Origin of the sequence: Cohnella herbarum (genome assembly GCF_012849095.1) — a bacterium.
GTDB classification, from domain to species: Bacteria; Bacillota; Bacilli; order Paenibacillales; family Paenibacillaceae; genus Cohnella; species Cohnella herbarum.
In genome coordinates this window covers 1,228,488-1,254,043 of the sequence record NZ_CP051680.1, presented here as the reverse complement: position 1 = coordinate 1,254,043, position 25,556 = coordinate 1,228,488, and the positions used below count along the sequence as shown (strand labels likewise).

General features: G+C 48.4%; 24 protein-coding genes. 9 read left to right on the top strand and 15 right to left on the bottom strand.

Annotated elements, in window-relative coordinates; genetic code table 11:
- Positions 1-3 precede the first annotated feature (3 nt).
- Positions 4-852, bottom strand: a complete 849-nt coding sequence (locus HH215_RS05355) for a hypothetical protein (protein ID WP_169278964.1) — start codon at positions 850-852, stop codon at positions 4-6.
- A gap of 159 nt (positions 853-1,011) precedes the next feature.
- Positions 1,012-1,926 (bottom strand): phosphotransferase, encoded by a 915-nt coding sequence (locus tag HH215_RS05350; RefSeq protein ID WP_169278963.1) that lies wholly within the window; start codon positions 1,924-1,926, stop codon positions 1,012-1,014.
- A gap of 266 nt (positions 1,927-2,192) precedes the next feature.
- Here HH215_RS05350 and HH215_RS05345 point away from each other — a divergent pair, with 266 nt between their 5' ends.
- Positions 2,193-2,552, top strand: a complete 360-nt coding sequence (locus HH215_RS05345; protein WP_169278257.1) for a helix-turn-helix domain-containing protein — start codon at positions 2,193-2,195, stop codon at positions 2,550-2,552.
- 17 nt (positions 2,553-2,569) lie between these two features.
- Positions 2,570-3,454, top strand: coding sequence for an IS3 family transposase (locus HH215_RS05340; protein WP_169278256.1), 885 nt, complete (start codon positions 2,570-2,572; stop codon positions 3,452-3,454).
- Between the two features lie 148 nt (positions 3,455-3,602).
- On the opposite strand, the gene HH215_RS05335 is transcribed toward HH215_RS05340, so the two are convergent.
- The 5 genes from HH215_RS05335 to HH215_RS05315 form a co-directional block, all read right to left on the bottom strand.
- The gene (locus HH215_RS05335) at positions 3,603-4,730 is read right to left on the bottom strand and encodes an NADH:flavin oxidoreductase (RefSeq protein WP_174887603.1); all 1,128 of its coding nucleotides are present in this window, start codon (positions 4,728-4,730) and stop codon (positions 3,603-3,605) included.
- A 99-nt stretch (positions 4,731-4,829) separates the two neighbouring features.
- Positions 4,830-5,141, bottom strand: coding sequence for an ArsR/SmtB family transcription factor (locus HH215_RS05330; protein WP_169278962.1), 312 nt, complete (start codon positions 5,139-5,141; stop codon positions 4,830-4,832).
- 51 nt (positions 5,142-5,192) lie between these two features.
- Complete coding sequence (locus HH215_RS05325; protein WP_254450372.1) at positions 5,193-6,050, bottom strand: DMT family transporter; 858 nt, start codon at positions 6,048-6,050, stop codon at positions 5,193-5,195.
- A 141-nt stretch (positions 6,051-6,191) separates the two neighbouring features.
- Positions 6,192-6,392 (bottom strand): hypothetical protein, encoded by a 201-nt coding sequence (locus HH215_RS05320; protein ID WP_169278961.1) that lies wholly within the window; start codon positions 6,390-6,392, stop codon positions 6,192-6,194.
- 22 nt (positions 6,393-6,414) lie between these two features.
- On the bottom strand, positions 6,415-7,125 hold the full coding sequence (locus HH215_RS05315; protein WP_169278960.1) for an HAD family hydrolase: 711 nt from the start codon (positions 7,123-7,125) through the stop codon (positions 6,415-6,417).
- Between the two features lie 494 nt (positions 7,126-7,619).
- On the opposite strand from HH215_RS05315, the gene yidC reads away from it, so the two are divergent.
- Entirely contained in the window at positions 7,620-8,450 is an 831-nt protein-coding gene (yidC, locus tag HH215_RS05310; RefSeq protein WP_254450371.1) for a membrane protein insertase YidC, read from the top strand.
- 84 nt (positions 8,451-8,534) lie between these two features.
- Here yidC and HH215_RS05305 read toward each other — a convergent pair whose 3' ends face one another.
- Positions 8,535-9,377 (bottom strand): phytanoyl-CoA dioxygenase family protein, encoded by an 843-nt coding sequence (locus HH215_RS05305; RefSeq protein ID WP_169278959.1) that lies wholly within the window; start codon positions 9,375-9,377, stop codon positions 8,535-8,537.
- 135 nt (positions 9,378-9,512) lie between these two features.
- On the opposite strand from HH215_RS05305, the gene HH215_RS05300 reads away from it, so the two are divergent.
- Both HH215_RS05300 and HH215_RS36695 read left to right on the top strand, forming a co-directional pair.
- Positions 9,513-10,370 carry a helix-turn-helix transcriptional regulator gene (locus tag HH215_RS05300; RefSeq protein ID WP_169278958.1) on the top strand — a complete coding sequence of 286 codons (858 nt, stop codon included), beginning with the start codon at positions 9,513-9,515 and terminating at the stop codon, positions 10,368-10,370.
- Between the two features lie 238 nt (positions 10,371-10,608).
- Entirely contained in the window at positions 10,609-10,740 is a 132-nt protein-coding gene (locus HH215_RS36695; protein WP_256376626.1) for a hypothetical protein, read from the top strand.
- Positions 10,741-10,979: 239 nt separating this feature from the next.
- Here HH215_RS36695 and HH215_RS05295 read toward each other — a convergent pair whose 3' ends face one another.
- The 6 genes from HH215_RS05295 to HH215_RS05270 form a co-directional block, all read right to left on the bottom strand.
- A complete protein-coding gene (locus HH215_RS05295) occupies positions 10,980-12,257 on the bottom strand; it encodes an IS110 family RNA-guided transposase (RefSeq protein WP_169284195.1) in 1,278 nt (425 codons plus the stop codon).
- Between the two features lie 323 nt (positions 12,258-12,580).
- A complete protein-coding gene (locus HH215_RS05290) occupies positions 12,581-13,597 on the bottom strand; it encodes a phosphotransferase (protein WP_169278957.1) in 1,017 nt (338 codons plus the stop codon).
- Position 13,598: 1 nt separating this feature from the next.
- The gene (locus HH215_RS05285; protein WP_169278956.1) at positions 13,599-14,873 is read right to left on the bottom strand and encodes a stalk domain-containing protein; all 1,275 of its coding nucleotides are present in this window, start codon (positions 14,871-14,873) and stop codon (positions 13,599-13,601) included.
- A 111-nt stretch (positions 14,874-14,984) separates the two neighbouring features.
- Entirely contained in the window at positions 14,985-15,809 is an 825-nt protein-coding gene (locus HH215_RS05280) for a VanW family protein (RefSeq protein ID WP_169278955.1), read from the bottom strand.
- Positions 15,806-16,405 (bottom strand): GNAT family N-acetyltransferase, encoded by a 600-nt coding sequence (locus HH215_RS05275; protein ID WP_169278954.1) that lies wholly within the window; start codon positions 16,403-16,405, stop codon positions 15,806-15,808. The genes HH215_RS05280 and HH215_RS05275 overlap by 4 nt, the downstream gene beginning before the upstream one ends.
- Before the next feature lie 2 nt (positions 16,406-16,407).
- Entirely contained in the window at positions 16,408-17,037 is a 630-nt protein-coding gene (locus tag HH215_RS05270) for an HD domain-containing protein (protein WP_169284234.1), read from the bottom strand.
- Between the two features lie 293 nt (positions 17,038-17,330).
- Here HH215_RS05270 and HH215_RS05265 point away from each other — a divergent pair, with 293 nt between their 5' ends.
- From HH215_RS05265 to HH215_RS05255, 3 genes are read left to right on the top strand one after another with little or no spacing between them, the layout of a single operon-like run.
- On the top strand, positions 17,331-19,109 hold the full coding sequence (locus HH215_RS05265; RefSeq protein WP_169278953.1) for an ABC transporter ATP-binding protein: 1,779 nt from the start codon (positions 17,331-17,333) through the stop codon (positions 19,107-19,109).
- A 31-nt stretch (positions 19,110-19,140) separates the two neighbouring features.
- Complete coding sequence (locus HH215_RS05260; protein ID WP_169278952.1) at positions 19,141-19,815, top strand: response regulator transcription factor; 675 nt, start codon at positions 19,141-19,143, stop codon at positions 19,813-19,815.
- Positions 19,812-21,017, top strand: a complete 1,206-nt coding sequence (locus HH215_RS05255) for a HAMP domain-containing sensor histidine kinase (protein WP_254450370.1) — start codon at positions 19,812-19,814, stop codon at positions 21,015-21,017. Before HH215_RS05260 ends, HH215_RS05255 begins: the two co-directional genes overlap by 4 nt.
- Before the next feature lie 5 nt (positions 21,018-21,022).
- On the opposite strand, the gene HH215_RS05250 is transcribed toward HH215_RS05255, so the two are convergent.
- The gene (locus HH215_RS05250) at positions 21,023-21,346 is read right to left on the bottom strand and encodes a helix-turn-helix transcriptional regulator (protein WP_169278951.1); all 324 of its coding nucleotides are present in this window, start codon (positions 21,344-21,346) and stop codon (positions 21,023-21,025) included.
- Positions 21,347-21,704: 358 nt separating this feature from the next.
- Here HH215_RS05250 and HH215_RS05245 point away from each other — a divergent pair, with 358 nt between their 5' ends.
- Positions 21,705-25,532 carry a response regulator gene (locus HH215_RS05245; RefSeq protein WP_169278950.1) on the top strand — a complete coding sequence of 1,276 codons (3,828 nt, stop codon included), beginning with the start codon at positions 21,705-21,707 and terminating at the stop codon, positions 25,530-25,532.
- Positions 25,533-25,556 lie beyond the last annotated feature (24 nt).

The window sequence follows — 25,556 nt, the reverse complement described above, 5'->3', positions numbered from 1 at the left end:
TCCTTAACCCTTCACCCTACCTCCGGTTCTAACCAACCATTCCCCGGTTTCCCAATCCGTAAGCTCGGCGGACGTCGGTCGATAATACAAGTCGAATCTAAAGCCGATGTCGTCCTCCCAAGGGTGGCGAACAACGACTGACCGGAAGATATCCGCTAGTCCAGGAATTGCAAATCCGATCGGTTCCGGTAAAATAAGCTCCATTTCCTCCCTAGTGACATCTGTTTCTAAGGCGAATTGGAAGATCGGTTTATTCGTATACGTGTCATAGACCAGCTCGAATTTGGGCGTTCTTTTCACATTGAACTCAGTGATCTCCGTAGCATATTCGGTTTCGTCCGCTGGAATGATGAAAGGCCAAGGCGCATCCGGATAATAATAGAGGTTGCATACCTCCGAAAGCCCGTTTATGAATTCGTCCCAGACAGTAGGCGAAATGATTGTGGCCGGAATGTTAACGCCGGTATGATCGATTCCGGTGATTCTTCCTTTCAATTGTTCGTAGAGATAAGGAAGCGTATTACCACTTGCTACGTTTGAGGTGCCAGCAATAGGAGTTATTGGTGCATTCTCGGTTTCTATTAAGCTGAAATTAGAGCCCTTACTCGTTATGGCTATGTTGCCGAAGCTTAAATGAATGTTCTGATCAACAGCTAGTTGGATTAGCGGGAACGGATGGGTTCCTCCTTCAAACCGGGTACTTGGCAAAGCGGTTTCCGCGAATGAAGGTTCAAATCCTTGGTTGCGATAAGAAGGAATTCCGGAAAGTAATCGAAGAAACAAGCTATTCCATTGCCGCTCTTTTTCATTCGTGTTCGGAAAAACAAGGCTAATCTGCTGAAGACGCACCATTAGATTGGACCTCCCATTTTTTACTATCTATCCGACTAATGCAAGTATTAGACCAATTGTACCTTAGAATCGAAGCAGCGGCAGCCATATATGGAAAAATAATGTCCAAGACTGTCGCTCCAAAGTTGAACTAGCGTGCCTGTTATTGGTATGACTTTCTTAATCAGCGAGAGCACGTTTTATGTTCGCTTTTGCTTCATCGATTAACCTTTCATCATGATCATCTATTGCCTGCATCATGATTAAAATCGGGATATATATGGCAATTAATCGAGCTAATATCTTCGTTTCTTCATCAACTTCCCCGTATTCTTCGAAAAAGCTTGAACGCGCATCCGGAGGTAAAAAGCTATATACGACATTCAAATCGCAAGCGGGATGTCCTATATTGATATCTCCCCAGTCAATAATCCCCGAGACTTTGCCATTCTCATCGACCAGCATATTTTTAAAATGAAGGTCACCGTGAAGAAATACATCCTTTTGCTTCACCTTTTCAGTCGTTAGCTGTTCCAGATAATTCGATAATGCACGATATTCTTCTTCGCTGAAATGAAGGGCAATGTCGGAAAGGAATTTCTGCATCTTTTCCTTACGAGTCGCAATATCGGTTAGATTTCTATGGTCATGTTGCACTCCGTTTTCTTGGGCAATTTGCACGGGGAATGCATGCAAGCTTTTTAAGAATATCGCGAGCGTTGATGCTGAAAGCTTACGCTGCTTGTCAGTCAATCCGATTGGAAATTTTCCGGATAAATAAGGGTAGCCTAGGAAGGGTGCTGGAAAATCATAATTCCCTGCACCAAAAAATATGGGCTTCGAGTATGCAATGGATAAATAATCTTTAAGCTTAGGCAGTATCTTTCCTTCCATCCTTAAAGAATGAATGGCAACTTCTCTTCTTGGAAATCGAAATACATATTCGGTTCCTACAAGATAAACCGTGTTATCCCAGCCATGCCCTAGCTTTTTTACGCTTTTTGAAGCTAACTGCGGGAACTGACTGGTTATTAATTTATGCGCCAAATCATCCGACACTTCCCATTCTGCATCCCATTGATTCGAACTTCCCATATCCCTTTATCGACTCCCTTGCAATATAGTAAATCTGCTCACCTGACTTTGACCTATTTACCACATGATACCATGGATATTATCTTCTGTTTATGAACGACCTCACCGCTCCCTATCAACTTGCCAGTTTGGAGAGGCCGCCGCGTGAGTCTAAGTCTTTATTTTCAGCGCACAAATCGTTTCGTATTAAAACTATTAAGCCCCCTAAATGAATTGGAGAATGGCTAGGGAAATAAGGTAGTATTTCATTAGGGGGGCGAGCGGAAATGAGACAGCGAAATAATGCCTTTAAGGAAGTACGTTACAAAGCAGCACAAGAGGCTCTTGCGGGAATGAAAGCAGGCGTGCTGGCCAGAAAGTATGACGTGACTCCGAAAACAATTAGAGCATGGGTAGTGGAATATCAAGAGACGTTTGGGGCAGATTCATTGCCAACGATCGACGAACGAGTTATGGAGTCCAAGCGACTTGCAGATCTGGAAGAAAAGTACGAGCGTGCATTAAAGGCGTTAGGGCAAAAAGAGTTAGAGATCGAGGTGCTGCGCGAACTCGTAAAAAAGACGAACCCTGCCTCAATGACAAACTCGACGTTGCCCAGACGTTCATTGAGCAGGGACATACAGTAGCTAACATCTTAAGCATTGTGGGGGCCGCGTCTTCGACGTACTACGAACGAAAGAAAGCATCACGTGAGGATACAACTACAGAAACAAAAATGCCACTCCGAGGACGCCCTGTAACTAAGCATTCTCTAACGGTTTGCGGAAACGTAATAAGTAATGCACAGATTGAAGAGTGGTTAATGGAGCTGGTGTCTGGCGAAGAGCATAGCTACGGCTATCTGTTGTTAACAGAATGCTTACACGTACAGCGCCAACTCATCATCAATAAGAAAAAAGTGTACCGCCTCTGTAAGAAGCTCGGTATTCTTCATCCGCAACGACGTAAGAAGGTTCACTATCCAAGGCGCCTAGCACGCAATCACACGATAACAGGTTCCAACCAAGTCTGGCAGCTCGATATTAAGTATGGATACGTTGCGGGGTATGATCAGTTTTTCTACATCGCAGATATGATCGACGTTTACGATCGCAGTATCGTCGGCATCCATATCGGTACGAATTGCGAAGCCAAACACGTATGCGAAGCTGTGAAAAAGGCGTTACAGTCACGTCTAAAGCCCGAAGAGAGCAAGCCGATCATTCGCACCGATAACGGCCCCCAATTTATCAGCAAGGCGTTTGGAGAGTTATGCGAAGCAGAGGGAATTATGCATGAGCGCATTCCTCCAAAGACACCTAATATGAATGCATACATCGAGTCCTTTCATGCCACCCTTGAGCGAGATCTGCTTGGAAAAGAGAGCTTTGAATCTTTTCAGGAGGCACACGAAGCTGTACGGAATTACATTGATTTTTACAACAACCGCCGCATGCACAGAAGCCTGGGAAAACGGTCCCCAACGGCTTTCATGAAGTGGGTGGAGCAAACGACTGATTCTTTAGAAAAGTACACTCGAGCCGTTTAAGAATCGAAATCCTGAGGAAAACGCTAGTAAACCAAGTATTTTTACGACAGCAACGTATTTCATCAGTAATACTCCGGATTTAGGGGGTCTAACCGAAAATGGGCTTCGGAAATACAAAAAAGGAGCCACCGAAGTGACCCCTTGCTGCTTAGTACAATTTCTTAAGCGCATCCGCGCTAAACGGAACGAGTTCCTCGAATTTCCCCGTACGGACCTTCTCCGCCCACGCCGGATCCACCAGCAAAGCGCGTCCGACCGCGACCAGATCGAATTCTTCGTTCTCCAAGCGGGTCAATAGCTCGTTAATATCCGAAACGCCGGCGTTATTCCCTCTGAATGCGCCAAGGAATTCCTCATCCAGCCCGACCGAACCTACTGTAATCGTCGGTTTGCCGGTCAACTTCTTGACCCAGCCCGCGAAGTTAAGGGTTGAGCCTTCGAACTCGGGTTCCCAGAAGCGACGAGTCGAGCAGTGGAAAATATCGACGCCCGCGTCGACCAGCGGTTGCAAGAGCTGAGCCAGTAGTACTGGAGTTTCGGCAAGTTTAGCATCGTATTGGGCCGACTTCCATTGCGACATCCTAAGAATAATCGGAAAGTCCGGTCCAACCGCTAGGCGGCAAGCTTTGACGATCTCGACCGCGAAGCGGGCACGCGCTAACATGTCTCCGCCGTATTCGTCCGTACGTTGATTCGTTCTTTCCCAGAGAAACTGATCGATCAAGTAACCGTGCGCGCCGTGCAGCTCGATTCCGTCAAATCCGATTCTCTTCGCATCCGCAGCCGCTTGCGCGAACGCTTGAACGATGTAGTCGATCTCCTCTTTCGTCATCGGATCGTTCACTTTCTCGCCGTTGAGGTTAAGACCGGAAGGGCCGATGGACGGCGCATCCGGATGCGGTAAAGATCCGTTGCTTCGAGTCATTCCGACATGCCATAGCTGAGGAACGATTTTGCCACCCGCCTCGTGAACGGCGGCAACGACATGTGCCCAGCCTTCAAGCGCCTTCTCGCCATGGAAATTCGGTACGTTAGGATCTCCGGAAGCCGCGGGATGATTAATTAAAGTCCCTTCGGTAACGATAAGACCTACTCCGTTCTCGGCCCGACGTTTGTAATAGGCTGCCACATCGGGACCCGGCACTCCGCCTGGCGAGAAGCTGCGAGTCATCGGCGGCATAACAATTCGGTTAGCTAGCTTCAATTTCTCCGATATAAAGGGTTTAAACAATGCGTCAACGGTTTGCGATTGTACAACAGAGTTCGATTTCTCCACGTATTTCCCTCCAAATTGGTTTTCTGTTTATCGTATATCCAAATATACATAATTATAGATATACGTTCTTAAAGAAATTAGCTTAGAATGAATTCCAAGCTATATCTCCTCGAGGAGTCGATCCTTGAATTGCTGAATACCCTTCTCGTCGCGCCGGTAATAAGTCCATTGGCAATGTCGCCTGGACTCCAACAAACCGGACTTCTGCATTTTGACTAAGTATCCGGATATCACGGACTGCGCTAATCCTGCTTTATCCGCGATAGAGCCTACGCAGATTCCGCCTGGAAAATCGCAATCGCTCGGCAAATGGCTTTGAGGACCGAAATGAACCTCGGGTTCCTTCAGCCATTCCAGAATCTTTAGTCGCGTCTCGTTCGAGAGTGCTTTGATAATCAATAAAGTATCCATAAACAGAGTATATCTATTTTTATAGAAATGTAAATACCCAGTTGAATTTTATTATGTTTGGGCTAACATAATAATACCTGCGGTTATCGATACCGAAGCGAGGATGCGACCTTTTCCTTGACGTTCATGTAAAATAAAGACCCCCATCAACGTACCGAAGACGGTTCCGATCTCCCTCATTGGCGCTATCTGCGAGACAGGCATAAGCTCAAGCGCCTTTAGGAACAGAATATAACTCCCCGGTGCAAGCAATCCGCCTAACAAAATGGTTTTCCAATTTACCTTCCATTCTTGGCGAATACCTTGCGATCTCATCACGATAGTCGTCAAAGCTAACAAATTACCCACGTTGGACGCCCAGTTAAGCGTAAAGGACGGAAAATACTGCAGCGTTACCTTGTCCACGATCGTATAGGAAGTCGTCATCACTCCGACTAGTAATGCGATTAAGATCGTTTTATCGACAATTTTACGAAAGATTCTCCCCTTCGCTTCGCCAATAAGAAAAATGCCGGAAACAATGCACACGATTCCGATCCAACCAAGCAGAGAAAGGGATTCGTTGAGCAGAAGAACGCCAAATATGGGCACAAGCAAGGGACTCGTCCCTCTAATAATCGGAAACACCTGCGATAGGTCTCCGATCGTATACGATTTAGCCAGCAACAGGATGTAAACGCCATGAAGGATCATACTCGCCGCGAGTAACAGCCAACCAACGAAGGGCACTTGACCGATCGTGGGAAGTTCGACAAGGACGAATGGAAGAAAAATAAGGATAGCCGCCCACTGGCAAAACCAGAGAAAGACGTTTTTGTTGATGCTCTTCTTCGTAAAGAGATTCCATACTGAATGGGCTAAGCCCGATAAAATAACGAGACCAACGGCGAGATTGAACAGTGTCGGCACCTTCTTAACGCTTCATTTATTATCACCCGTAAGGGGATCGGCTAACCGTTCATTCAACCGTTGAATCCAGAGTCCTTTATCATCGGCAATTAAAGTGTCCCATTGCAGGTCTCTTGGGGGAGCAGATTCTTCTCTTGATCGTCAACGAATAGAAATCCATTCCCAGAAGTCTTCTTCTTTTATTTTCCCGCACCATAATGAATCTCTGACTTCTTGTTTGAATTTGGATTTAAGCCGTTCATAAGAAACCCCTGCGGTTTGTGCGAGTTCATCCCAAAAGCCTGGAGAAAGATTCGATAGGAGAACTCCTGCGACATCTATGACGAGATTATATTTAACCATATTAATAACCTCCAGGCGGACCTTACGGGATCAAAGGGGTTGAAAGAACTCGAATAAGATCCTGCAGTTTCCTAATCGTAAACTTAGGATTATGCTCATCGGTCATTCGTTCGTCCGTTCTGTTATAGAAGCAGAAATCGACGTCAGCATTTTTCGCGCCTTGATAATCGTAGGCCAAGGAATCTCCGATGAACAGAACTTCCCTGTTGCTTAAACCGAGCTCGCGCAATGAAATATCAAAAATTTCTTTTCTCGGCTTGCCAACCCCAACTTCGTCTGAGACTACGATGGAATGAAATAACTCATAGACATTCCCTGCCGTCAGCCTCTTCTTTTGCGCTACGCTAATCCCATTGGAGATAATACCAAGCTTATATTGGGATCCCAGAGAATGAAGCACTTCTTGGGCCCCGTCTTCGAAATAACAAGTATTGCAAAAATAATTCCAATAGGTGTTGGTAAGCAATTCATGCTGAGAAGGAGACAGATTAATCGAATCGCGGAATGAGCTTATTAGCACCTCTTCAATCGATTTGTGGGAACCTCTCTTATTCGTGAAATCCATCCAATGTCTAAAGTTATGTTTGGTGAATGACTCCCAAAACGCTTCCCACATGGTGTCTTCGTCCACGAATAGATTGTGATCGCGAACGGTTCTCTTCATTGAATCCAACTCGCTGAACGAATAATCTAACAGAGTATTGTCTAAGTCAAATATGATCGCCTTGTACATAGTCTCCTCCTCGCTTGTAATGCTCTTCTCCAAATTCGGTATCTAATAATCTACACTAGCGACAATTATTTTGTCTATATTTAACATTAACGTTTATTGGAAAATGCTAACAGCGCAGGCTCTGCTTTTACCGATTATTGCGGATTTTTTTAATTCTGAAACATGATATAATATTCGTAATCTTGTCAAAACGGCTCAGATGGAGGTGAACTTGGCTGGACAATTTATTCGACTTGCTTCACCTAGCACTCTCGATCGGACTCATCTCTTCCGTATTGTTTCTTCCGATCAATTCCTTTTCTACGCAAGAGATTCGCTGGAGTCGTAAAGCTGCCGCCGCCGGTTCAACTTTGTTTGTACCTGCCAGACAAGCGCACCCCAACGGTATTCAGCGCTGGATAGCACGCGCCGCCCGACGAAAAGAAGCGCCTGATGAAGATGCCAATAGTCCTTTCCCACATTGATATTCATACATTCAATTAGGGAGGACTATTGTGAAAAAGATATTGAAGCTACAAAAAATGGCGAAACATATTCTCGTCCTATTAATCGGAATGATTCCGGTCTTTCTGCTCAGCGGATGCTCGGCAGGATCCCCGTCAAACCCGATTAATTCCGAATCGCATGGGATATTTAACCACTACTTTATTTATCCGTTTTCGATATTGATCAAATTTTTCGCGAATGCGTTTCACGGAGACTACGGTTTATCGATCGTTCTGATGACCTTGATCATTAGATTCGCGATTATGCCGCTCATGATGAATCAAACGAAGAAACAAATAGCCATGAAGGAAAAAATGGCCGTCCTCCAGCCGGAGTTAAACGAACTTAAGATGAAGTATAAGAACGACGTTAGCGCCGAAGCCAAAAAGCAACAGCAAGCCGAGATGATGCAGCTCTACCAGAAGCACCAATTCAATCCCTTAAATATAGGCTGTTTGCCGATGCTTATCCAATGGCCGATCACTCTCGCATTCTATTACGCTATTCGTCGTACGCCAGAGATTGCAGCCCATGACTTTTTATGGTTTAGCTTGGGGAAACCGGATATGATATTGCCGTTTATTGCAGCTGCGGTTTATTACGTTCAATTCCGCGTATCGCAGTCCGTTTCGTCGCAATATCAGCAAAATCAGAACAACCAATTGGCTTTCATTGGATTGTTGTCCCCGATTATGATGGGTATGTTCTCTTTTGCAATGCCGGCCGCGTTGCCGTTATATTGGGCGGTTGGCGGTATATTTATTATCGTACAAACGATTGTACTCAATAAAATGTACGCAAAGCCGATGCCGCAAGTAAAAGCCTCTCTAGCGGAGTAGACGATTAGTAATAACAAAAGCCTAATCCACCGCCATTATGCGGAAGGGATTAGGCTTTTGTTGTATGGGCGTTTGATTCAGTCGTTAACCTTGATTTCTAGAAAACAACGTCGGAAAATATGGACCCTCGAATTTCTGTCCTTTCTTAGGACGGGGGCCGAGGAATTTAGCATTATCGTGAGCTTGGACTCTTCCATTATAAGCGGTTTCTCCAGGCATTAGATGAGCGACGATAGACAATCTCGGGTCATCGGTAGAGTTTGCTCCGGAGCCGTGGAACGTTAATGCGTGGTGAAAGCTTGCTTGACCGGCCTTAAGTATGCAGGGCTCCTCCACCCAATCTCTTCCGTCGGAGTATTTATTCCGTAAGTGGTCCATGTCCTGATTAAAGAAAGCGTCGCTGTCCGGCACAAGACCCCATTTATGAGAACCGAGAATGGTCATCATCCCGCCATTAGTCAAATCCGTATCTTGCAGCGCGATCCACACGGTTACCATATTCGTCGTGCTGGCACATTGCCAATAGCCAAAGTCTTGATGCCAACCGACGTTTCCAACTCCTGAAGTTCTTTTTCCGATACCGGGCTTATAGATAACCTGATCGTGCCACAATCGAATTTCTTCCACTTCGAGTAGATCTGCCGCCCATTCCCCCATAAGCGGATCCGTTACCGTGTCGCGTACCTCGTCGTTAATCCACCATCCATTATCGAATTTGCGCAGGGCGTCCGGGTTCGCTCCGGGCTTATAGGCATGCATCGGGTATCCGTCGCCATCGTAATCCCCCGACCAGATTCGTTCGTGAGTTTCGCGCAGACGTTCGATCTGATCATCGGATAACAACCTCGGACTTATCCAGTAACCATCGCGGTTAAACGTAATCTTATCCTGTTCGGTTATGCGGTATTGCCTGTTTGCTAGCGTCATGATCGTTTCAGGCCTCCTAAATTCGAGTGGTTTCGTTCTCATCATAAGCCACTCAGCCCCTATTGACGTTCGCACGATTGGAAAGTAGATTTAGAAACATGGATAGTTAGAAAAACATTGGACGGGGGCACGGCAGTGCGAATAGCGGAAAGAAGATGGACTTGGGGGGAAGCAGTGAACGAGGTCCCTGAATTTGTTATGCTTGGGCATGACGACCTCCTAAGAGCGATGCCTCTAGTCGATCACGCTCATCCCGGCTGTTACGAATTCGTATTTATCGAACGAGGCAAAGCCAGTTGGGAAGTCGGGGACGAACGTTTCGATACTCAAGCAGGGGACGTATTTCATAGCCGTCCGGATGAAATTCATCGCGGCGGATTCCATGTTATCGAGCCATGCAAATTCTGGTGGTTGATCATTCGCGAACCGAATCCGCGGGATTGGCTCCGGCTTACCGAGGCAGAGAATCGAGACCTCGCCGAGACTATGAGCGCTTTGCCGCGTGTGCAACATGCGGGCTTTCAACCTCTTGAGGCTTTTCGCGGACTGCGTTATGCGCTTGAATCCGGAATGAATCTCCGCAGCATGGCTGTTCGGCAGGCAATCCAGCAATTGCTGCTTCAAATTACCGTGCCCTACTCCGGCGATATAGCGATTGCAAGCGATTTGCTCGGCCAATTCGATAGATTGATCCGACGAATGGAAACGGAGCCGGAATGGAGACCGACGGTTGAACAACTCGCCGAATCCGTAGGGATCAGCGTTTCTCATTTCCATCGCACCTTCCGAGCCTATACAGGTTTCCCTCCCACCGCGTTTATGGAGAGACAACGTCACAAGCAAGCATGCCGTCTGTTATCGGAAACGAAGGAACCGATCACGGATATCGCTTTTTCCCTCGGCTACCCTTCCAGCCAGCATTTTGCCACCGTCTTCAAACGTTTTTACGGTTTAACGCCGACTCAGTGGAGAAGTCGGTCTTACAGCAGATAGGTCTAGCTGTGTCTTAAGCTTGAACTGAAATGTGTTTTTGTCTTAATTCCGACCCCTTCTGCACGCGGGTGTCATTTTCTAACGGCTGCCACGGCCGCTATTTTGACGAAATCTAGTGTAATTAATTTCTAACGGAGCTGTGCGCCTCTATTTATGCTCAAAGGGCATGTTTTTACTAGAAAACAAGCAAATAAGAGCGCTCATTTCCGTCCCTCGTATTTAAGGGTTTTTCTCACGAATGCTCACTCATTCGCAGGATTTCAATGACTTAGATGTCAGGTGGGTCGATAGGGGCGTAGGGCTGACGGCCGTCGATGACACGTTCGGGTATGCGGGAACAGAAGTCGCGTTATATCGCACTTCGCATTAACGCTCTGCTGCACGCTCCACTTGTCCCCTTGGAGGTTCACCCTCCCATGACTCAACGGGTCTTTGCCCTTACATTCCTTCGTTGTACCTGTCCAAGGCGTGGAGACCGATTACGTTTAGAAGACGGGTCAATTGCCCTGACGGAACTGATACTCGGTTCTCTGTGCGTTCTTTGTCATTGAAGTCCCACGAATGGGTCAGTATTCGTAAGTTGTTCGGTGTGCTGGGTGTTGCTTGTGACTACGCGACCAACGTATCTTGCGATCCGCTGCTATACATTTCTCCACGTTGAATCATGCCAATTAAAATGCGTGCGAGCTTTCCAATGAGCTTGAAGATGGAATACATCTTCGACATGCCTTTAAGCTGGTTACGGGCGTGCCAATGTTTGAAGTCTGAATTCTGCCGCACTAAGCTCAGCATCCCTAAGTACAAATACTTGCGCAGCATGCTGTCGCCCCGCTTGGAGAGCTTAATCTGGCCCTTGTGTTTTCCCGATGTTCGTTCCGCCAGATTGAGACCGGCTCGGCGCAGCAGTTGCCTTCCATGGGCGTAGTGATGCAGACCGCCTGCGCAGCCAAGCAAAGAGGCAATGGTGATCGTGCCTAGACCGTGTAAGCTGCGGAGTTGCTGCACAACGGGCACCTGCTCCAAGAGCGCCTCTATCTCTCGCTGCATCTCTTCGAGTATGAGTTGCGTCTCTTTGTAGACATGCAAAAGGCGAAAGATATCGTGCCGCGCGGCATCGTTTGTATTGGATTTCCCAACACTGTGTGCTGCCGCGTTCAGCAGTTCTACAGCCTTTGCTTTGCCACTGGCTCCAGCTACGCGTCGCATCCCCTGGCTTCGCCATCCCTCCATCACCTCGTCAGCATTCAGTTGCTGTAGATCGACAGGCAGTGGAAAAGCCTTTAATGTTGCTAACGACCGGACACCGTCCCATTCTAGGAATACGCTTCGGAACTCAGGAAAGTACAAGTCTATCCAACGCACGATGCGATTACCTAAGGCGATGGACTGCCCCACCCAGTATTCCCGAGCGCTCATCGCGGCCTTGATTCCGTCAAATACAGGCTCTTGCGGCGCGTAGTTTGTGTAGTAGCCTCGGCTGACGACATCGGCGATGACGAGCGCGTCCTTCGGGTCGTTCTTAGATGGACTGTTGTCGCGGTTTTCCTTATTGCGATGCGTCGTTACCGGGTTCACCAGCACGACCTCGATGCCTTGCTTTAGCAGCCAGTCAGCGAGATTATGCCAGTAGTGGCCTGTGGGCTCCATGCCGACAAGGAAAGAAGTTTTGCCATGTTTGGCCCCCGCCTCCTGCATCCAATGGAGCAGCTTCTGGAATCCGGCTTCTGTGTTCGTAAAGGAAACGTGGCGCGGCGTTAGCGTCCGCCCGCGAAAATCCGTAACCTGTGCGGCATGTACATCTTTAGCGATATCGATCCCTACGATTGCATGATGACTGGTAATTCGTTCAATACGTTGATTTGTAGCGTCGTTTCGAGTAGACTTCATTTTAAGCGCCTCCATGATGGGTTTTAGGGCATTGACCCGTGACACCCCCATCATACGAGGCGCTCCTGTTTTTGTCTAAGTCCAAATCCTAGGCCCTACAGGAATGTTTAGATTTTGAAAAGAGCCTTTTTGAGCAATATAACGGCTACTGGCTCCGTTAAAGAAAAACAGTATGAGTACAATCCCGTTATCCACCCAACCTCTTCCCCTACATTTCGACGATTTACCCAACATTCCCTTTTATGGATATCTCGCACCCGCAAATAAAAAGACGCATCCGCTCAAAAAGAGCCGAATGCGTCCCGCCATAAACCATTGATCTTTCACCTTACAAGGTGTCTCAAGCTAAGCTGCAACAAATCGTCCTCAATCCGCTCCAGCCTCCGAAGCCCTTCATACGCGGATCTGATCTGCTCCCCAAGTACATTCTCGCCGTCCACTCCATCGAGATAACGTCCAAGAAAATGCAGAAATACGTCCAGTATTCTGAGCTGGACAAGAAGCGGAACCGCTTCCGCTTCCGCCTTCTCCAACGTCAACTGTTCTCCGACTCCGCGCAGAAACAGTTCTACTGTGCCTAGAGCTTCTTCATCGCTCAATAACCCCGATACGATAACCGCGAACTCCATCGCTCTTAAATCCCAGGTACAGAATTCAAAGTCAAGAACGGCCGCAAGCCGATCATCGCTGCCATCGCCACTGACTAACGAGTTAGAGTGATTAATGTCTCCGTGAATGAGCTGATGCGGAAGCGTACGGAAGCTCGGCAAGTAACTTCGGTATCGCTGCAAGGCTTCGCCAATGGCAAGTAATGCATCAACTAGGGCTTCCTCCCGGAACTCAATCGGTGGCGCGAAGCAGAACGCCGAGACTGCGTCGGGCGTACATAAAGGATGTGCCGAATCCATCTCGTAATACGGTGGATAGATCGGTTTGCCAACATCGCTTATCTGAGCCAAGGATCTGCTCAATTGTCCTGCCGCAACACCGAATGCATACCCAATCTCCGCTTTCCCCTCTTCCGGTCGTTGCCCCTCGATATAGCTAAAGAGGCAAGCAATCCGTTCGCTACCATCCTCAAGCCGGACAATGGTACTCCCATCGAAGCAACGAATAGGCATCGGAACCTTAAAGGGCATGTCCACCTTATTTAAGGCCATTAACAATCCGTGCTCATAACGGATTTTATCCTCGTCTTTATGAGTCTCGTAAATTCGAAGAACCCACCGTCGCCCTTCGGCCTCAATGAATCGCGTCGTATTGTTCCAGCCGGATTGCCCCTCTTCGATCGTCCATTCCCCGCTGGCAAAATAATTACGCAAGACGTTCTCGAACGGCAACTTACTTCCCTACTTTCTCTACGACTCTATCGATGGCATTGGCGAATTCCTGGTTATACAATGTCAATCGCCAGAATGAAGCGCCTTTCAGTCCATAACGCTTGGCTAACCCCAGCTTATCGTCGACAGATTCCGCCGTTTCGCTCCCTAGGCTGATCCCAAGAATCAACTTGTCAGCCGGAATCCCGCTGTTCAAGAGCAGTTCGATGGCTTGCTCAACTTTATCATTAGGTTCGGGAGTGCGGATCGGCGTTCCTTTGGCATGGTAGTCATGAGCCATTATGACAAGATCGTCGGCGTATTTCGCTAAAGTGGCGTAATCATAACCTTTGTATGCGCCATTGGGGGGAGGAACAGCCACAGAAAGCTTCACTCCGATAGCCTCCAATTTCGCGTCAATCTCTTGAACGTACTCGTTCAACAATTTCTGTTGCCCGATCGGATCAAGCTTTAATCCTAACCCCTCGTAATCGAGCAATACGCCGCCGAAGCCGGTATCGGATGCCAATCTTACAATGTTGTCGATCGAATGGTTCCGCAAAGTCTCGTCGCTAAGCATCTTCGTTAACTCGCCCTTGCCATCTACCGAATAGACCATGAGGTAAGGACTTGCCCCTTGAGCGGCGGAACTCGTCACGAGCGATTCCGGCGTAATCTCTCCGGCAGCTTCCGGCCAATTATAATCGACGCCTTCGAGCGTTAATTCACCTTTCTCGTCTATCCGCGTCCAGCCGAATGCGACCGAATCCATCGCCGCGATTCTATCGCGGTTCGCGAACGAACCCATCGCATAGAAGGCGCGAAGATGTATCGCTTTTTTCGCGGAGACGATCGTCACCGTTTGAGTAGCTTTGCTCCAGCCCACCTTCGCACCGAATTGCGTGCCGAAGAAATTCAACGGAATGAGCACCTGCTGGTTCACGACGAGAGGCGCGGCTAACAACTCCACAACCGTGCCGTCTACTTCCGCTTTTGGCTGCCCTAATCGCAAAACAACATTTTTATTAACGCCATTAACTTCACCCGCCGCCTTTACGGTCTTCATTTGGCTATCCCACGTCACATTAATCCCTAATGCGCGAGCCAACGACCGAAACGGAACCATAGTCACGTTGTTCTTAATGACCGGAACGGCTCCCAGCTTAAGCGGAACGTCATCCAGTACGACTTTGATTTCAGCATTAACAGCTCCGGCCGGCGAAGAACCGAGCGTGGAGCTGCCTAGAAAAGATAATCCCATAATGATAGCCGAAGCCGATTTTCCCCATCGATTCATCGCTTATTCTCCTAATTCCTCTTGCTAGAATAGGAGAATTATAGCAAACCTTCCTAATAACCGTAACCGCCGGACGACCTATTTTCCGAACTCCGGTTTTACCCAATAACGCTAACTTTCATTTTCAACCACGCCCAGTAACGGCGAATACATCATGAGCGAGTGATTTTCCGTAATCTCATCCTCCCGCAACCAATCTCCGTCCAATGCATAGACGTCCCGATATAACGTATTATGCCGAATATATCCGCCCCATGGCTCCGAGGTGATCAGATGATCTTTTTCCTTCACCTCGTAACGATATCTCGAAGGCTGCTCAGCAAGCCAGCTCCCGAACAAATACTCTCCATCCAATCGCAGCCGTAACTGATAAGTGACGGACGTGTCATTCGTTATGCGTAAATCCCGATAGTTATAGGAACAGGTTGCACCGCTACCGAAAGGCTGGGTTCGGCCTGCATCCGGAAATACGTCGTAGCTATGCCGGTGCCGTTCCGTTACCGTCAGCTCCGTGTGCAGCGTCATCCAATAGATGAGGTTGGACAACTGGCACAAACCGCCCGCAACCCCGGTACGAACCTCTCCGCAAAATAAGATCATCCCGTCCACGTAACCTTTGCGTCTAGTCGGTTTGCCAAGCAAACGCCAGTAGGAGAACGTCTCTCCCGGGCGCAGCAATATTCCGTCTAACCGCGGTACGGCAACTTGAAGATTAACGATTTTATTGCGTTGCAGCCACATCTCCGTGTTCGCGAGTTTCCTTACAAGCGGCGTCCGATGCCGCATAACGGCATATGGCAGTTCATCGACGCTCTTCTCTCGGGCAAATGTAACGTTTCCGAAAACCCATTCCAAATACCGTCTTGACGTATAAGCCCACTTGCCGACCCGAAGCCGGATGGGAGATCTGGGGATCGGCCGAAGCTCGGGCATCATTGCGTATCTTCCCCTTCACCGTTCCTTTTTCCAGCCCAGGAAGCCTGCTCTCCTCTGGCCATCTTCCAATCGGATTTCAGAATTCCCATCTGAATGACGTCCGAGTATTTCCCGTTTTTGTACTGCCTTTCGCGCTGGCGTCCTTCCTGGATAAATCCGCAGTTCAAGTAACTCCGAATGGCTCGTTCGTTGAAATCGTACACTTCCAGTTCCAGTCGGTTCAGATTCATCTCGAGAAACGCGAAGTCGATCAACAGCTTCATCGCTTCCGTCCCGTATCCGCGCCCGAGGTTCTCCGTCGACCCGATTACGATTCCGATCTTGCCTACGCGATTTTTCCAATCGATGGAATCCAGGTTCACTTGTCCGATATACGCCTCCGTAACGGGATCCGCAATAACGAAACCTCTGCTGTCCGAGCTGCCGTCAAGCATAGCGTCCAAATAAGCTTCCGTAGATTCCAAGGCGTGCGGATAGAGGAAAATATCCGAGAGGTGCATCACGATTTCCCTATCGTTCACCCATTGGCGCATCCAAGGAAGATCCTCGCTTCGATATTCCCTCAGCATGACTAACGTCCCTTGAAGTCGCGGCATCGTTACACCTCCTTAGCGATCGGATCGTCCAGCAGAATCCCCTGATCAATCGATCTCTGCACGATTTCTTGAGTAAATTTCCATAACGTGTCCGATGCTTCTCTGACCGGATCTAGCCTCTTTAGCACCTGCGACTTTACGATTCCGTTCTTCAGCCAGCTTACGCCACCGGTGTAATGATTATGGATGACCGGCTGCAAGCGATCTAACGCGGCAGCGTATTTCGCTTCCTCGGTCAGTCCGTCTTCGAATTCCCGCCACAGCGACATCCATTCTTCTCTTTGATCTTCCGGAAGCATTCCGAATAGTCGGTCTGCCGCTGCTTGCTCTCTCTCTTCTTTATCCAAATACCCTTGCGTATCGTAAGCGAAAGTATCGCCCGCATCGATCTCGACCAAATCGTGAAGCAGCAGCATTCGGATAATCCGATGCAGATCTAATTCGGGGTCGTTCGCGTGTTCCAACAAGACAACGGCCATAAGCGACACATGCCAGCTATGTTCGGCGGTGTTCTCCAGACGGCTTTTATCCATTAGAAAGGTTTTGCGAAGCACGTTCTTGAGCTTGTCGATTTCCACGAGAAAAGATATTTGCCCTGTTAAGCGTTCATTGTCTATCCATTGGTTTGCCATATGCGATTTCCCTCCGTCTATTCTGTCCAACCATTGTAACATGGTTACTTCTTCTAATCACCGTTGCGATCATCGATCTCTTTCTTTCGAGCCTTTGCTATCGTTCATATTTAGTTCATATAACGCAATCATAATAAACCTCATAGCCGTAGAACTGCATCCCTGCAAAAAAACACCCCAAGGTATGATGGATTTCGCTTGAAAGGTTCTCCATAATGGAAGAATAAACCTAGACGATCGAATAAACCCCTTGTAAACTTCATCTTCCATAAGAAACGAGGATTCGCCAAGCCATGTCACGAACAAGTAAATCTACGGATCAATCCGCCAAACCGATAAAGTACAATTGGAAATCATTCATCACGCTCATCAACAAAGCCAAGCCTTCCAAGCCGATGCTTGCCGTCGCTCTCTCCTTCAGCCTGATCTCGACCGTCGTCGGTCTATTCGTCCCGTTATTTACGAAAAATCTCGTCGACGGGTTTACGTTGGATTCCCTGGAAAGTTATCAGATCATCCTCCTCGTCTGCGTGTTCGTCGCCCAGACGATCGCGAGCGGCTTGTCGATCTATCTGCTGAACAAATTCGGTCAGCAAATTCTATCCGGCTTGCGCGATCTGCTCTGGCGGAAGCTGCTCTATTTGCCGGTCGCCCATTACGACAAGGAAGAAACCGGAGGGTTGATCAGCCGGGTAACGAACGATACGAACGTAGTGAAGCAGGTCGTCTCCGAGCATATGTCCGGATTTATTAACGGGATCATCTCGATCGTCGGCTCCATCATTATTTTGTTCACGTTGGATTGGCAGATGACTCTGCTCTTGTTAGTTGCCATCCCCCTTACGTTGTTCATCATGATGCCCCTTGGACGCAAGATGCATCAGATATCGCGTAACATGCAGAACGAGACGGCAAGCTTCACTTCCGTATTAACCCAAGTTCTGTCCGAAGTCCGCTTGGTCAAATCCTCGAACGCCGAGCCCATCGAATACGAGCGGGGCCGTTCAGGAATCGATAAGCTATTCAAGTTAGGCGTACGCGAAGGAAAGATTCAAGCGTTCATTGCTCCGCTTATGGGAATCGTCATCATGACCTTAATGGTCGTCATTATCGGTTATGGCGGATTGCGCGTATCCAATGGATCGATTTCCGCAGGCGAATTGGTCGCTTTCATCCTTTATCTCATTCAGATCGTGATGCCCTTAGGACAGATTACGGCCTTCTTCACCCAATTGCAGAAAGCCATCGGAGCTACGGAACGCATGATCGATATTCTCGGTCAAGATGAGGAAATCCATGATCTAGGTTCGCAAGTCCCAACGGAGGATTCCGCCATTCGGATGAAGGAGTTAACCTTCTACTACGACCAAGGCGATCCGATCTTGAAGAACGTCAACTTCTCCGTACCTTCCGGTAAAATAACGGCGCTCGTCGGTCCGAGCGGTAGCGGGAAGACGACTTTATTTTCCCTGATTGAACGGTATTACGAACCCCAGCACGGGAGTATTGCTTACGGTCAGCAGGACATTAACGACTATTCCCTGACCTCATGGCGCAGCCAGATTGGTTACGTTTCGCAAGAAAGTCCTCTGATGTCCGGTACGATTCGGGAAAATATTACGTACGGACTAGATAGACCCGTCAGCGACGAAGAGCTTAGAGAAGTTGCGAGGATGGCTTACGCGGACGGATTCATCGATGATCTGCCCGATCGATTCGATACGGAGGTCGGAGAACGCGGAATGAAGCTATCCGGCGGCCAACGGCAACGGATCGCAATCGCGAGAGCTTTGCTTCGCAATCCGCGCATTCTGATGCTGGATGAAGCGACTTCCGCGCTGGACAGCACTTCGGAGAGGGTCGTTCAGGAAGCGTTGAACAACCTGATGAAAGGCCGCACGACGCTAGTCATCGCGCATCGCCTGTCGACCGTCGTCGACGCGGATCAGATTATTTTCCTCGATAAGGGCAGTATTACGGGAATCGGCACGCATGAGCAATTGGTCGCCAGCCATTCGTTGTACCGGGAATTCGCGGAACAGCAGCTTCGCTATCAGGAGCAATTAAGTTAATCGGGTTACTTAAGGAAAGGTGGGGATGAACATGACTCGAATTCTCGTCGTCGACGATGATCCGCATATTCGCGAGCTTGTGAAGGTATTTCTCGTACAAGAGGGGTTAGAAGTTACGGAAGCGACGGATGGGAAACACGCCCTCCGCCAATTGGAAACGATGGCGGCGGATCTCGTCATTCTGGACATCATGATGCCTAATATGGACGGATGGGAATTATGCCGCGAATTACGCGAGCATTACGAGATCCCTCTGCTTATGCTCACAGCCAAAGGAGAAACGGCGCAAAAGCTTAAAGGTTTCCAGCTCGGAACGGACGACTATATGGTTAAACCGTTCGAACCCGTCGAACTTGTCGCGCGCGTTAAAGCTCTGCTCAAGCGCTACAAAATATCGATCTCCCAGAACGTAGCGGTCGGGAGCGTTCAATTGAATCGTCAAACCTTTTCCTTATTGGCCGATTCCCAACCGGTTACCATTCCGCTTAAGGAATTCGAACTGTTGTTCAAGTTGGCCAGTTACCCGGGCAAAACGTTCTCCAGAGAACAGCTTATCGAACAAATCTGGGGATATGATTACGAAGGCGACGAACGTACCGTGGACGTTCATATTAAACGACTTCGCGAAAGGTTTCCCGATGGGCAATACGGCTTCCGAATTACGACGATTCGCGGTCTTGGTTACCGTTTGGAGGTATCGTCATGAGGCAACAGCGGAACCGAAGTCACCATGATCGCCATCCTCGGGAGCATAAGGAGCACCAGGAGAATCAGCCGTCCGGGAGAGGTTGGCGGTTAGGCTTCTATCGCGAGAGCAAGGAACAGCGACAGCGGATGAAGGAGATGGGCAAACAATTCAGGCCCCCGCGGAAACATATATACATCATTCTCGTGTTCATTCATGCGGCCATCGCCTCCTGTTGGGGGATTGCTTACGTTATTATGGGAGCCATCTATCGAACTTGGTTTCCGCAATTCGGACACGGTCTGCTACGTCAATATTTAACGGTATTCCTATGCTTCTTCGTCCTCTTCCTCTTGATGACGTTGGTTCGCTTGTTCTACGCTCCCGTTCGCCAGCAGATGGATTGGTTCTTGCAGATGATCAATGCGATGAAGGAGCTATCCAAAGGGAATTTTAACGTTTCTCTGGAAATGAACAAGAAGTTCATCGGACAATTCGGACCGCTGGTTTCCGGCTTCAACGAGATGGCTGTGGAGCTTAACCAAATGGAAACGATGCGTCAGGAATTCATTTCTAACGTCTCGCACGAAATTCAGTCGCCTCTTACTTCCATTGCCGGCTTCGCCCGCGCGTTGCAGAACGACAGCTTATCGCCGGAAACGCGGAAGCATTACTTGGACATCATCGAGACGGAAAGCAAGCGGTTGTCGCGGATTAGCGATAATCTGCTCAAGCTGACCTCGCTGGAATCCAATCAGCACCCCTTCGAAGCCAAACCCTATCGGTTAGACCGACAAATCCGTCATATCATCTTGTCGTGCGAACCGTTGTGGCAAACGAAGTCGATCGAGATGGACGTCGAATTGCCCGAGCTTACGATTAGCGCGGACGAAGATTTAATGAGCCAAGTATGGGTGAATCTGTTGCACAATAGCATTAAATTTACGCCTGAAGGCGGTACGATTCGCTTGCGGCTCGCCAGGAAACAGGATCTTATTCAATTGGATCTCATAGACAGCGGCAAAGGAATTTCGGATGAAGCCCTTCCCCATTTGTTCGAACGGTTCTATAAAGAAGACAAAGCCCGCGATCGTTCCGGTGGCGGCAGCGGACTGGGGCTGTCTATCGTACAGAAAATAGTCCATATGCACGGAGGAGAAGTATTCGCCGGTAACGAACCGGGATTAGGCGCTATTTTCACGATTCAACTCCCCCTGAAATAGAACGGTCACCCCTTCGTCCCGCAAGCTTCCGCCGACAGATTCGCCGGAAGCTTCTGTAGGACGAAACGAATAAATAAAGCTTGAAGCTCGCGCATCGAATTCGTTCTTGTTTTGCCTAACATACACCTGAAGCGACCTTCCAATTCTTGAACAGTGCTTTGCATAATCTTAGCGATTTCCTTGTCCTCGAATCCGAACAGCAAGTAAAGCCGCAGCACTTCCTTCTCGCTCCCCGTGAAATCGTACCTATCCCCGAACGCATCGTAGATTTCCCCCGCTGCCGTTTCCGGCTCTTCTATGACTTGCCATTCCATCATGTTCTTAAACAAATTCCTTAACACCTCCATCGCAATTAAAGTTGGGTCTGTCGATTCATGTCTTCATTCGTTATGATAGAGACAAAGTATTAAAAGATTTCCATAACATGTATTTGTTTTCTATGAAAATTGCTAATAGTGCGAGTTCAAAAAGTCCGGTTTTCAGCACCGAGAAGGTTGAAAGAAGCTTAGGGACTGAGGAACGGAGCGTAGGAAGAACCTACGTGAGTACCGAAAGGCCCGGCTGAATTCAAGATTCGATGTCGAATCTGCTCCCAGCCTAAGCTTCGTGATCAAAATTGGACTTTTTGAACAACCTCTAATCGTGCGAGTTCTGTCTGATCAAGTTCATCCGGGGGTGCTTATACGCATGTTTCGATCCCTTCACTTAAAGATTGCGATCGTGTTGGTCTTGATAAACGTCGTTTCCTTCGCTTTGATCTCCCTTATCCAATACGAAACTTCCATTAAACAAATGAATAATCAACTTATCCGCCACAGCTTGGCGAATCTAGAGAGTACCGTCGCCAACTTGGATACTTTGCTGGACTTACGGGTGAAACAAGCAGAGCTTCTGAGCGAGTCTATCCCCCAGCTCTTGGAAACCACCGAACTCAAGCTAGCCTTTCTACGAGATAAACTGAATCAAACGGACTTTTCGATGGAATGCATCGGAATCGCCGGCCAAGACGGAACGATGAGCCTGGTAGATGGAACGGTTCAGCAAGTTGCCTCAATGGATGCCTACCAGCAAGCGCTTAAAGGGATCGGCTCATTCTCTCCAATGATGCTGGATCCGCACGGCAAGCCCATCTTATGGCTTATGGTCCCGCTGCATAATTCCAGCAACGGCATCGTGGGCGTCGTCGGCTTGGTGCTGGATCCCGCGCAATTATTCGGAGAGCAATTAACGCTGAGCTCCTCCGATTATACGGATAGCGAAGTCATTCTGATCGATCGGGATACCAACCTTCTCTACTATAGGGATACATCCTTAATCTTGAAGCGCAATTATATGAAGGACGAGCCCGCTCTGCGAGACTTCGCGGTACGACTCCAGAACAGCGAGGAAGGATACGGAGAAGCCAGCGTATTCGGTCGCGTTCTCAAGATGTTTTACGTGAAAATGCCGGACAATGATTGGTATGCCGTATTCTCGGTATCCAAAAAAGAGTTCGAGGCACCTCTTCGACATGCGATATGGTTGAACTTGGGACTCACTGCGTTAACGGAAATCATTCTCGGTATTTGCCTCTATTTTATAAGCCGACGTTACATTCTTAATCGATTGAAGCAAGTCGTATTGGTTACGAAGAACGTCGCGGCGGGCAACTTTTACCCCGAACCGCTACGTATCGAAAGCCTTGACGAGATGGGTATGCTGGCCAGCTCCGTCAACGGCATGATCGATAATTTGCAGGATTTATTCGAGCCCTTCCAAGCTTTCATCCGTCACAATCAATATGCTATGATTGTGACGGACTCCCAATTCGTCGTGACTTCTTTCAATAAACGTGCCGAGGAGATGCTAAAGTACGGGGAAAACGAGATCATCGGAAGAAAAGCTCTGCTGCAATGGCATGATCATGACCAGTTGCTCGCGAGAGCGAAGTTTTATTCGGACAAGCTAAAACGTACGATCACGCCGGACGAAGCAGTGTTGTTTGTGGATTCCCACAAAGGCTTTATACCCAATTGGGAGTGGACATGGATCAACCGCGACGGCGTCAGAATGCTAGTGTCGTTGAATACGAGCATGATGCGATATCCGAACGGCAAAATTAAAGGTTACGTACTGATTGCGAGGGATATTAGCGAAATTAAGAAAGCCGTCGAGACGAATACCCGGTTATCGGAAATCTTGGAAAGCGCGCATGATATGATCGCTTCTTTCGATATGCGCGGAAGCATTTTCTATCTCAATCAGGCCGGTTATTCCTTCCTGGGTATCGAATCCTTGAACGAAAACAACAATCGCTTAAGTCAATATATGCCTATTCCGACAACGGTCCGATTCGCCGACGGGTTATCCGAAGCCCAGAAGCTCGGGTATTGGCAAAGCGAGATTGAAATTATCGGTGCTAACAACCGGTCTCAATCTGCGTCGATCACGGTTGTTTCCCATCAGACGGACGATGGACAGGATACGTTCTTCTCCACGATCGTCCGAGACATCTCCGACCAGAAGGAAATCGAGAGACAGCTCGTCAAAGCCAAAGATGAAGCGGATGAGGCTAACGAAGCGAAGAGCTCCTTCCTAGCCCGGATGAGTCATGAAATCCGCACCCCGCTTAACGGGATTATCGGATTAACCTACCTTCTTCAGCGGACGGAGCTAACGGAGCTTCAAACGGATTACCTTCGTCAAGTATCCGAATCATCGCAGAATCTGCTGCGAATTCTCAATGACATCTTGGATTTCTCCAAACTCGAAGCAGACAAACTCATTCTCGAGCAAGTGCCGTTCCGTTTAGAAGAAACTTTACATCGTCTAAGCGGCATCTTCTCCGTTCTTCTCGGCCCGAAACCTGTCGACTTCATTATTCATTTAGACCCTCGAATACCGGAATGGATCATCGGCGATCCGACACGCCTTGAGCAGGTGCTATTGAATTTGGGCGCTAACGCGATAAAGTTTACGAATTTCGGGTTAATAGAGTTAATGATCATACTCGTTCGGATGGACGAGGGGCAAGCGACTCTCCACTTCAGCGTGAAAGATACCGGAATCGGCATGACCGATCAGCAACGCGAACAATTGTTCATGCCGTTCGTTCAAGCCGATCAGAAAACAAGCCGTAAATTCGGCGGAACGGGGCTTGGACTGGTCATCTCGCATACTCTGGTCGATCTGATGGGGGGACGGATAACGATCGAGAGTGCAATCCATGTCGGCAGCGAATTGAGCTTCGAACTCGTTTTCCCCGTAAATAGTCAGAAATCGATGCCGATAACGTTGCAGCCTTTCGAGCTTAAAGTCGTCGTGCTCGAGGATCATGATCGCGTTGCAGAGCATTGGCGCGTTCTACTCTCATCGTTCGGATGCGAAGTTGTAACTCTCTGCAGTTGGGACCAAGCGATGCTCTTGTTGAAGGAACGGAAATGGGATTTGTTCATCGTCGATATGGAAGCGGAAATCATGCATGGAGAAGAAACTTGGATGAACTGGAAGTCTCTATTGGATGAGCACGGCGTCCAAGTCATTTCGTCTACGAGTTTGCTTGGTAGAGACGCATTGCAGCAATTGCCCGACGAATACAAACCCGCTGCCGTATTGGTTAAACCGGCTTCGTCATTACACGTTCGGCAAGCGCTGCAAGTGATACGCAATCGAACAATGGAAATCTACGACAAGGAACGGTACGCCCCATCTTCCCTATCGGATGGATCGGTGGAATCCGCCCGCTCGATCGACTCTTATGGGACAACTCGCAGACCGCGCATTATGGTCGTAGACGATCAAGTGATTAATCGATTGGTCGCTAATCAAATCTTGGTGGCGCATGGGTTCGATGTGGAACTGATCGAGAGCGGCGCCGATGCTTTGGCTTTCCTTGAGGCGTATCCGTCGCGAGTGGATCTCATCTTGATGGATCTTCACATGCCGGATATGGACGGCATTGAAGCAACGACATTTATTCGCAGAACATTCAGCGCGGAAGATCTTCCTATCGTTGCGTTAACTGCCGACATGACGAAAGATCGGCATGTGAAATGCTTAAACGCGGGAATGAACGATATCGTTACGAAACCGATTAAACCGGAGGTCCTGTTCACGGCTCTTGGCAAATGGCTTCCTTCCCTCCCTCATCCATCTATCGAACGCGTTACGCAACTCGACGAAACCTGGGAAGACACGCCTTATCTTAAGGTATCGCTTGCCTTGCAGCAATTAAACGGCAAGAGTGCCTTGTATTTAAGACTACTGGACAAATTCCTTCTCCAGTATTCGGACATGGAAAATAGTCTTAACGCTTTGCTGAACGATAAGGATAGCATAGGTGCAATCCGTCTCGTTCATTCTTTAGGAGGGGCCGCGGGTCACCTCGGAGCGCTGGCCATTCAAGAAGCGGCAACGAAATTGGAAAGCGCTCTCTTAAAAGGGGAAACCCCGACATTGGAAAAGACCGATCTCCTAAGGTCGTTTAATGAGGGAGTAGCCTCTATGCAGCAACTCTTGTTCCTAAAAAGGAGTTAGACGAACGGCTTTCGACAATATATA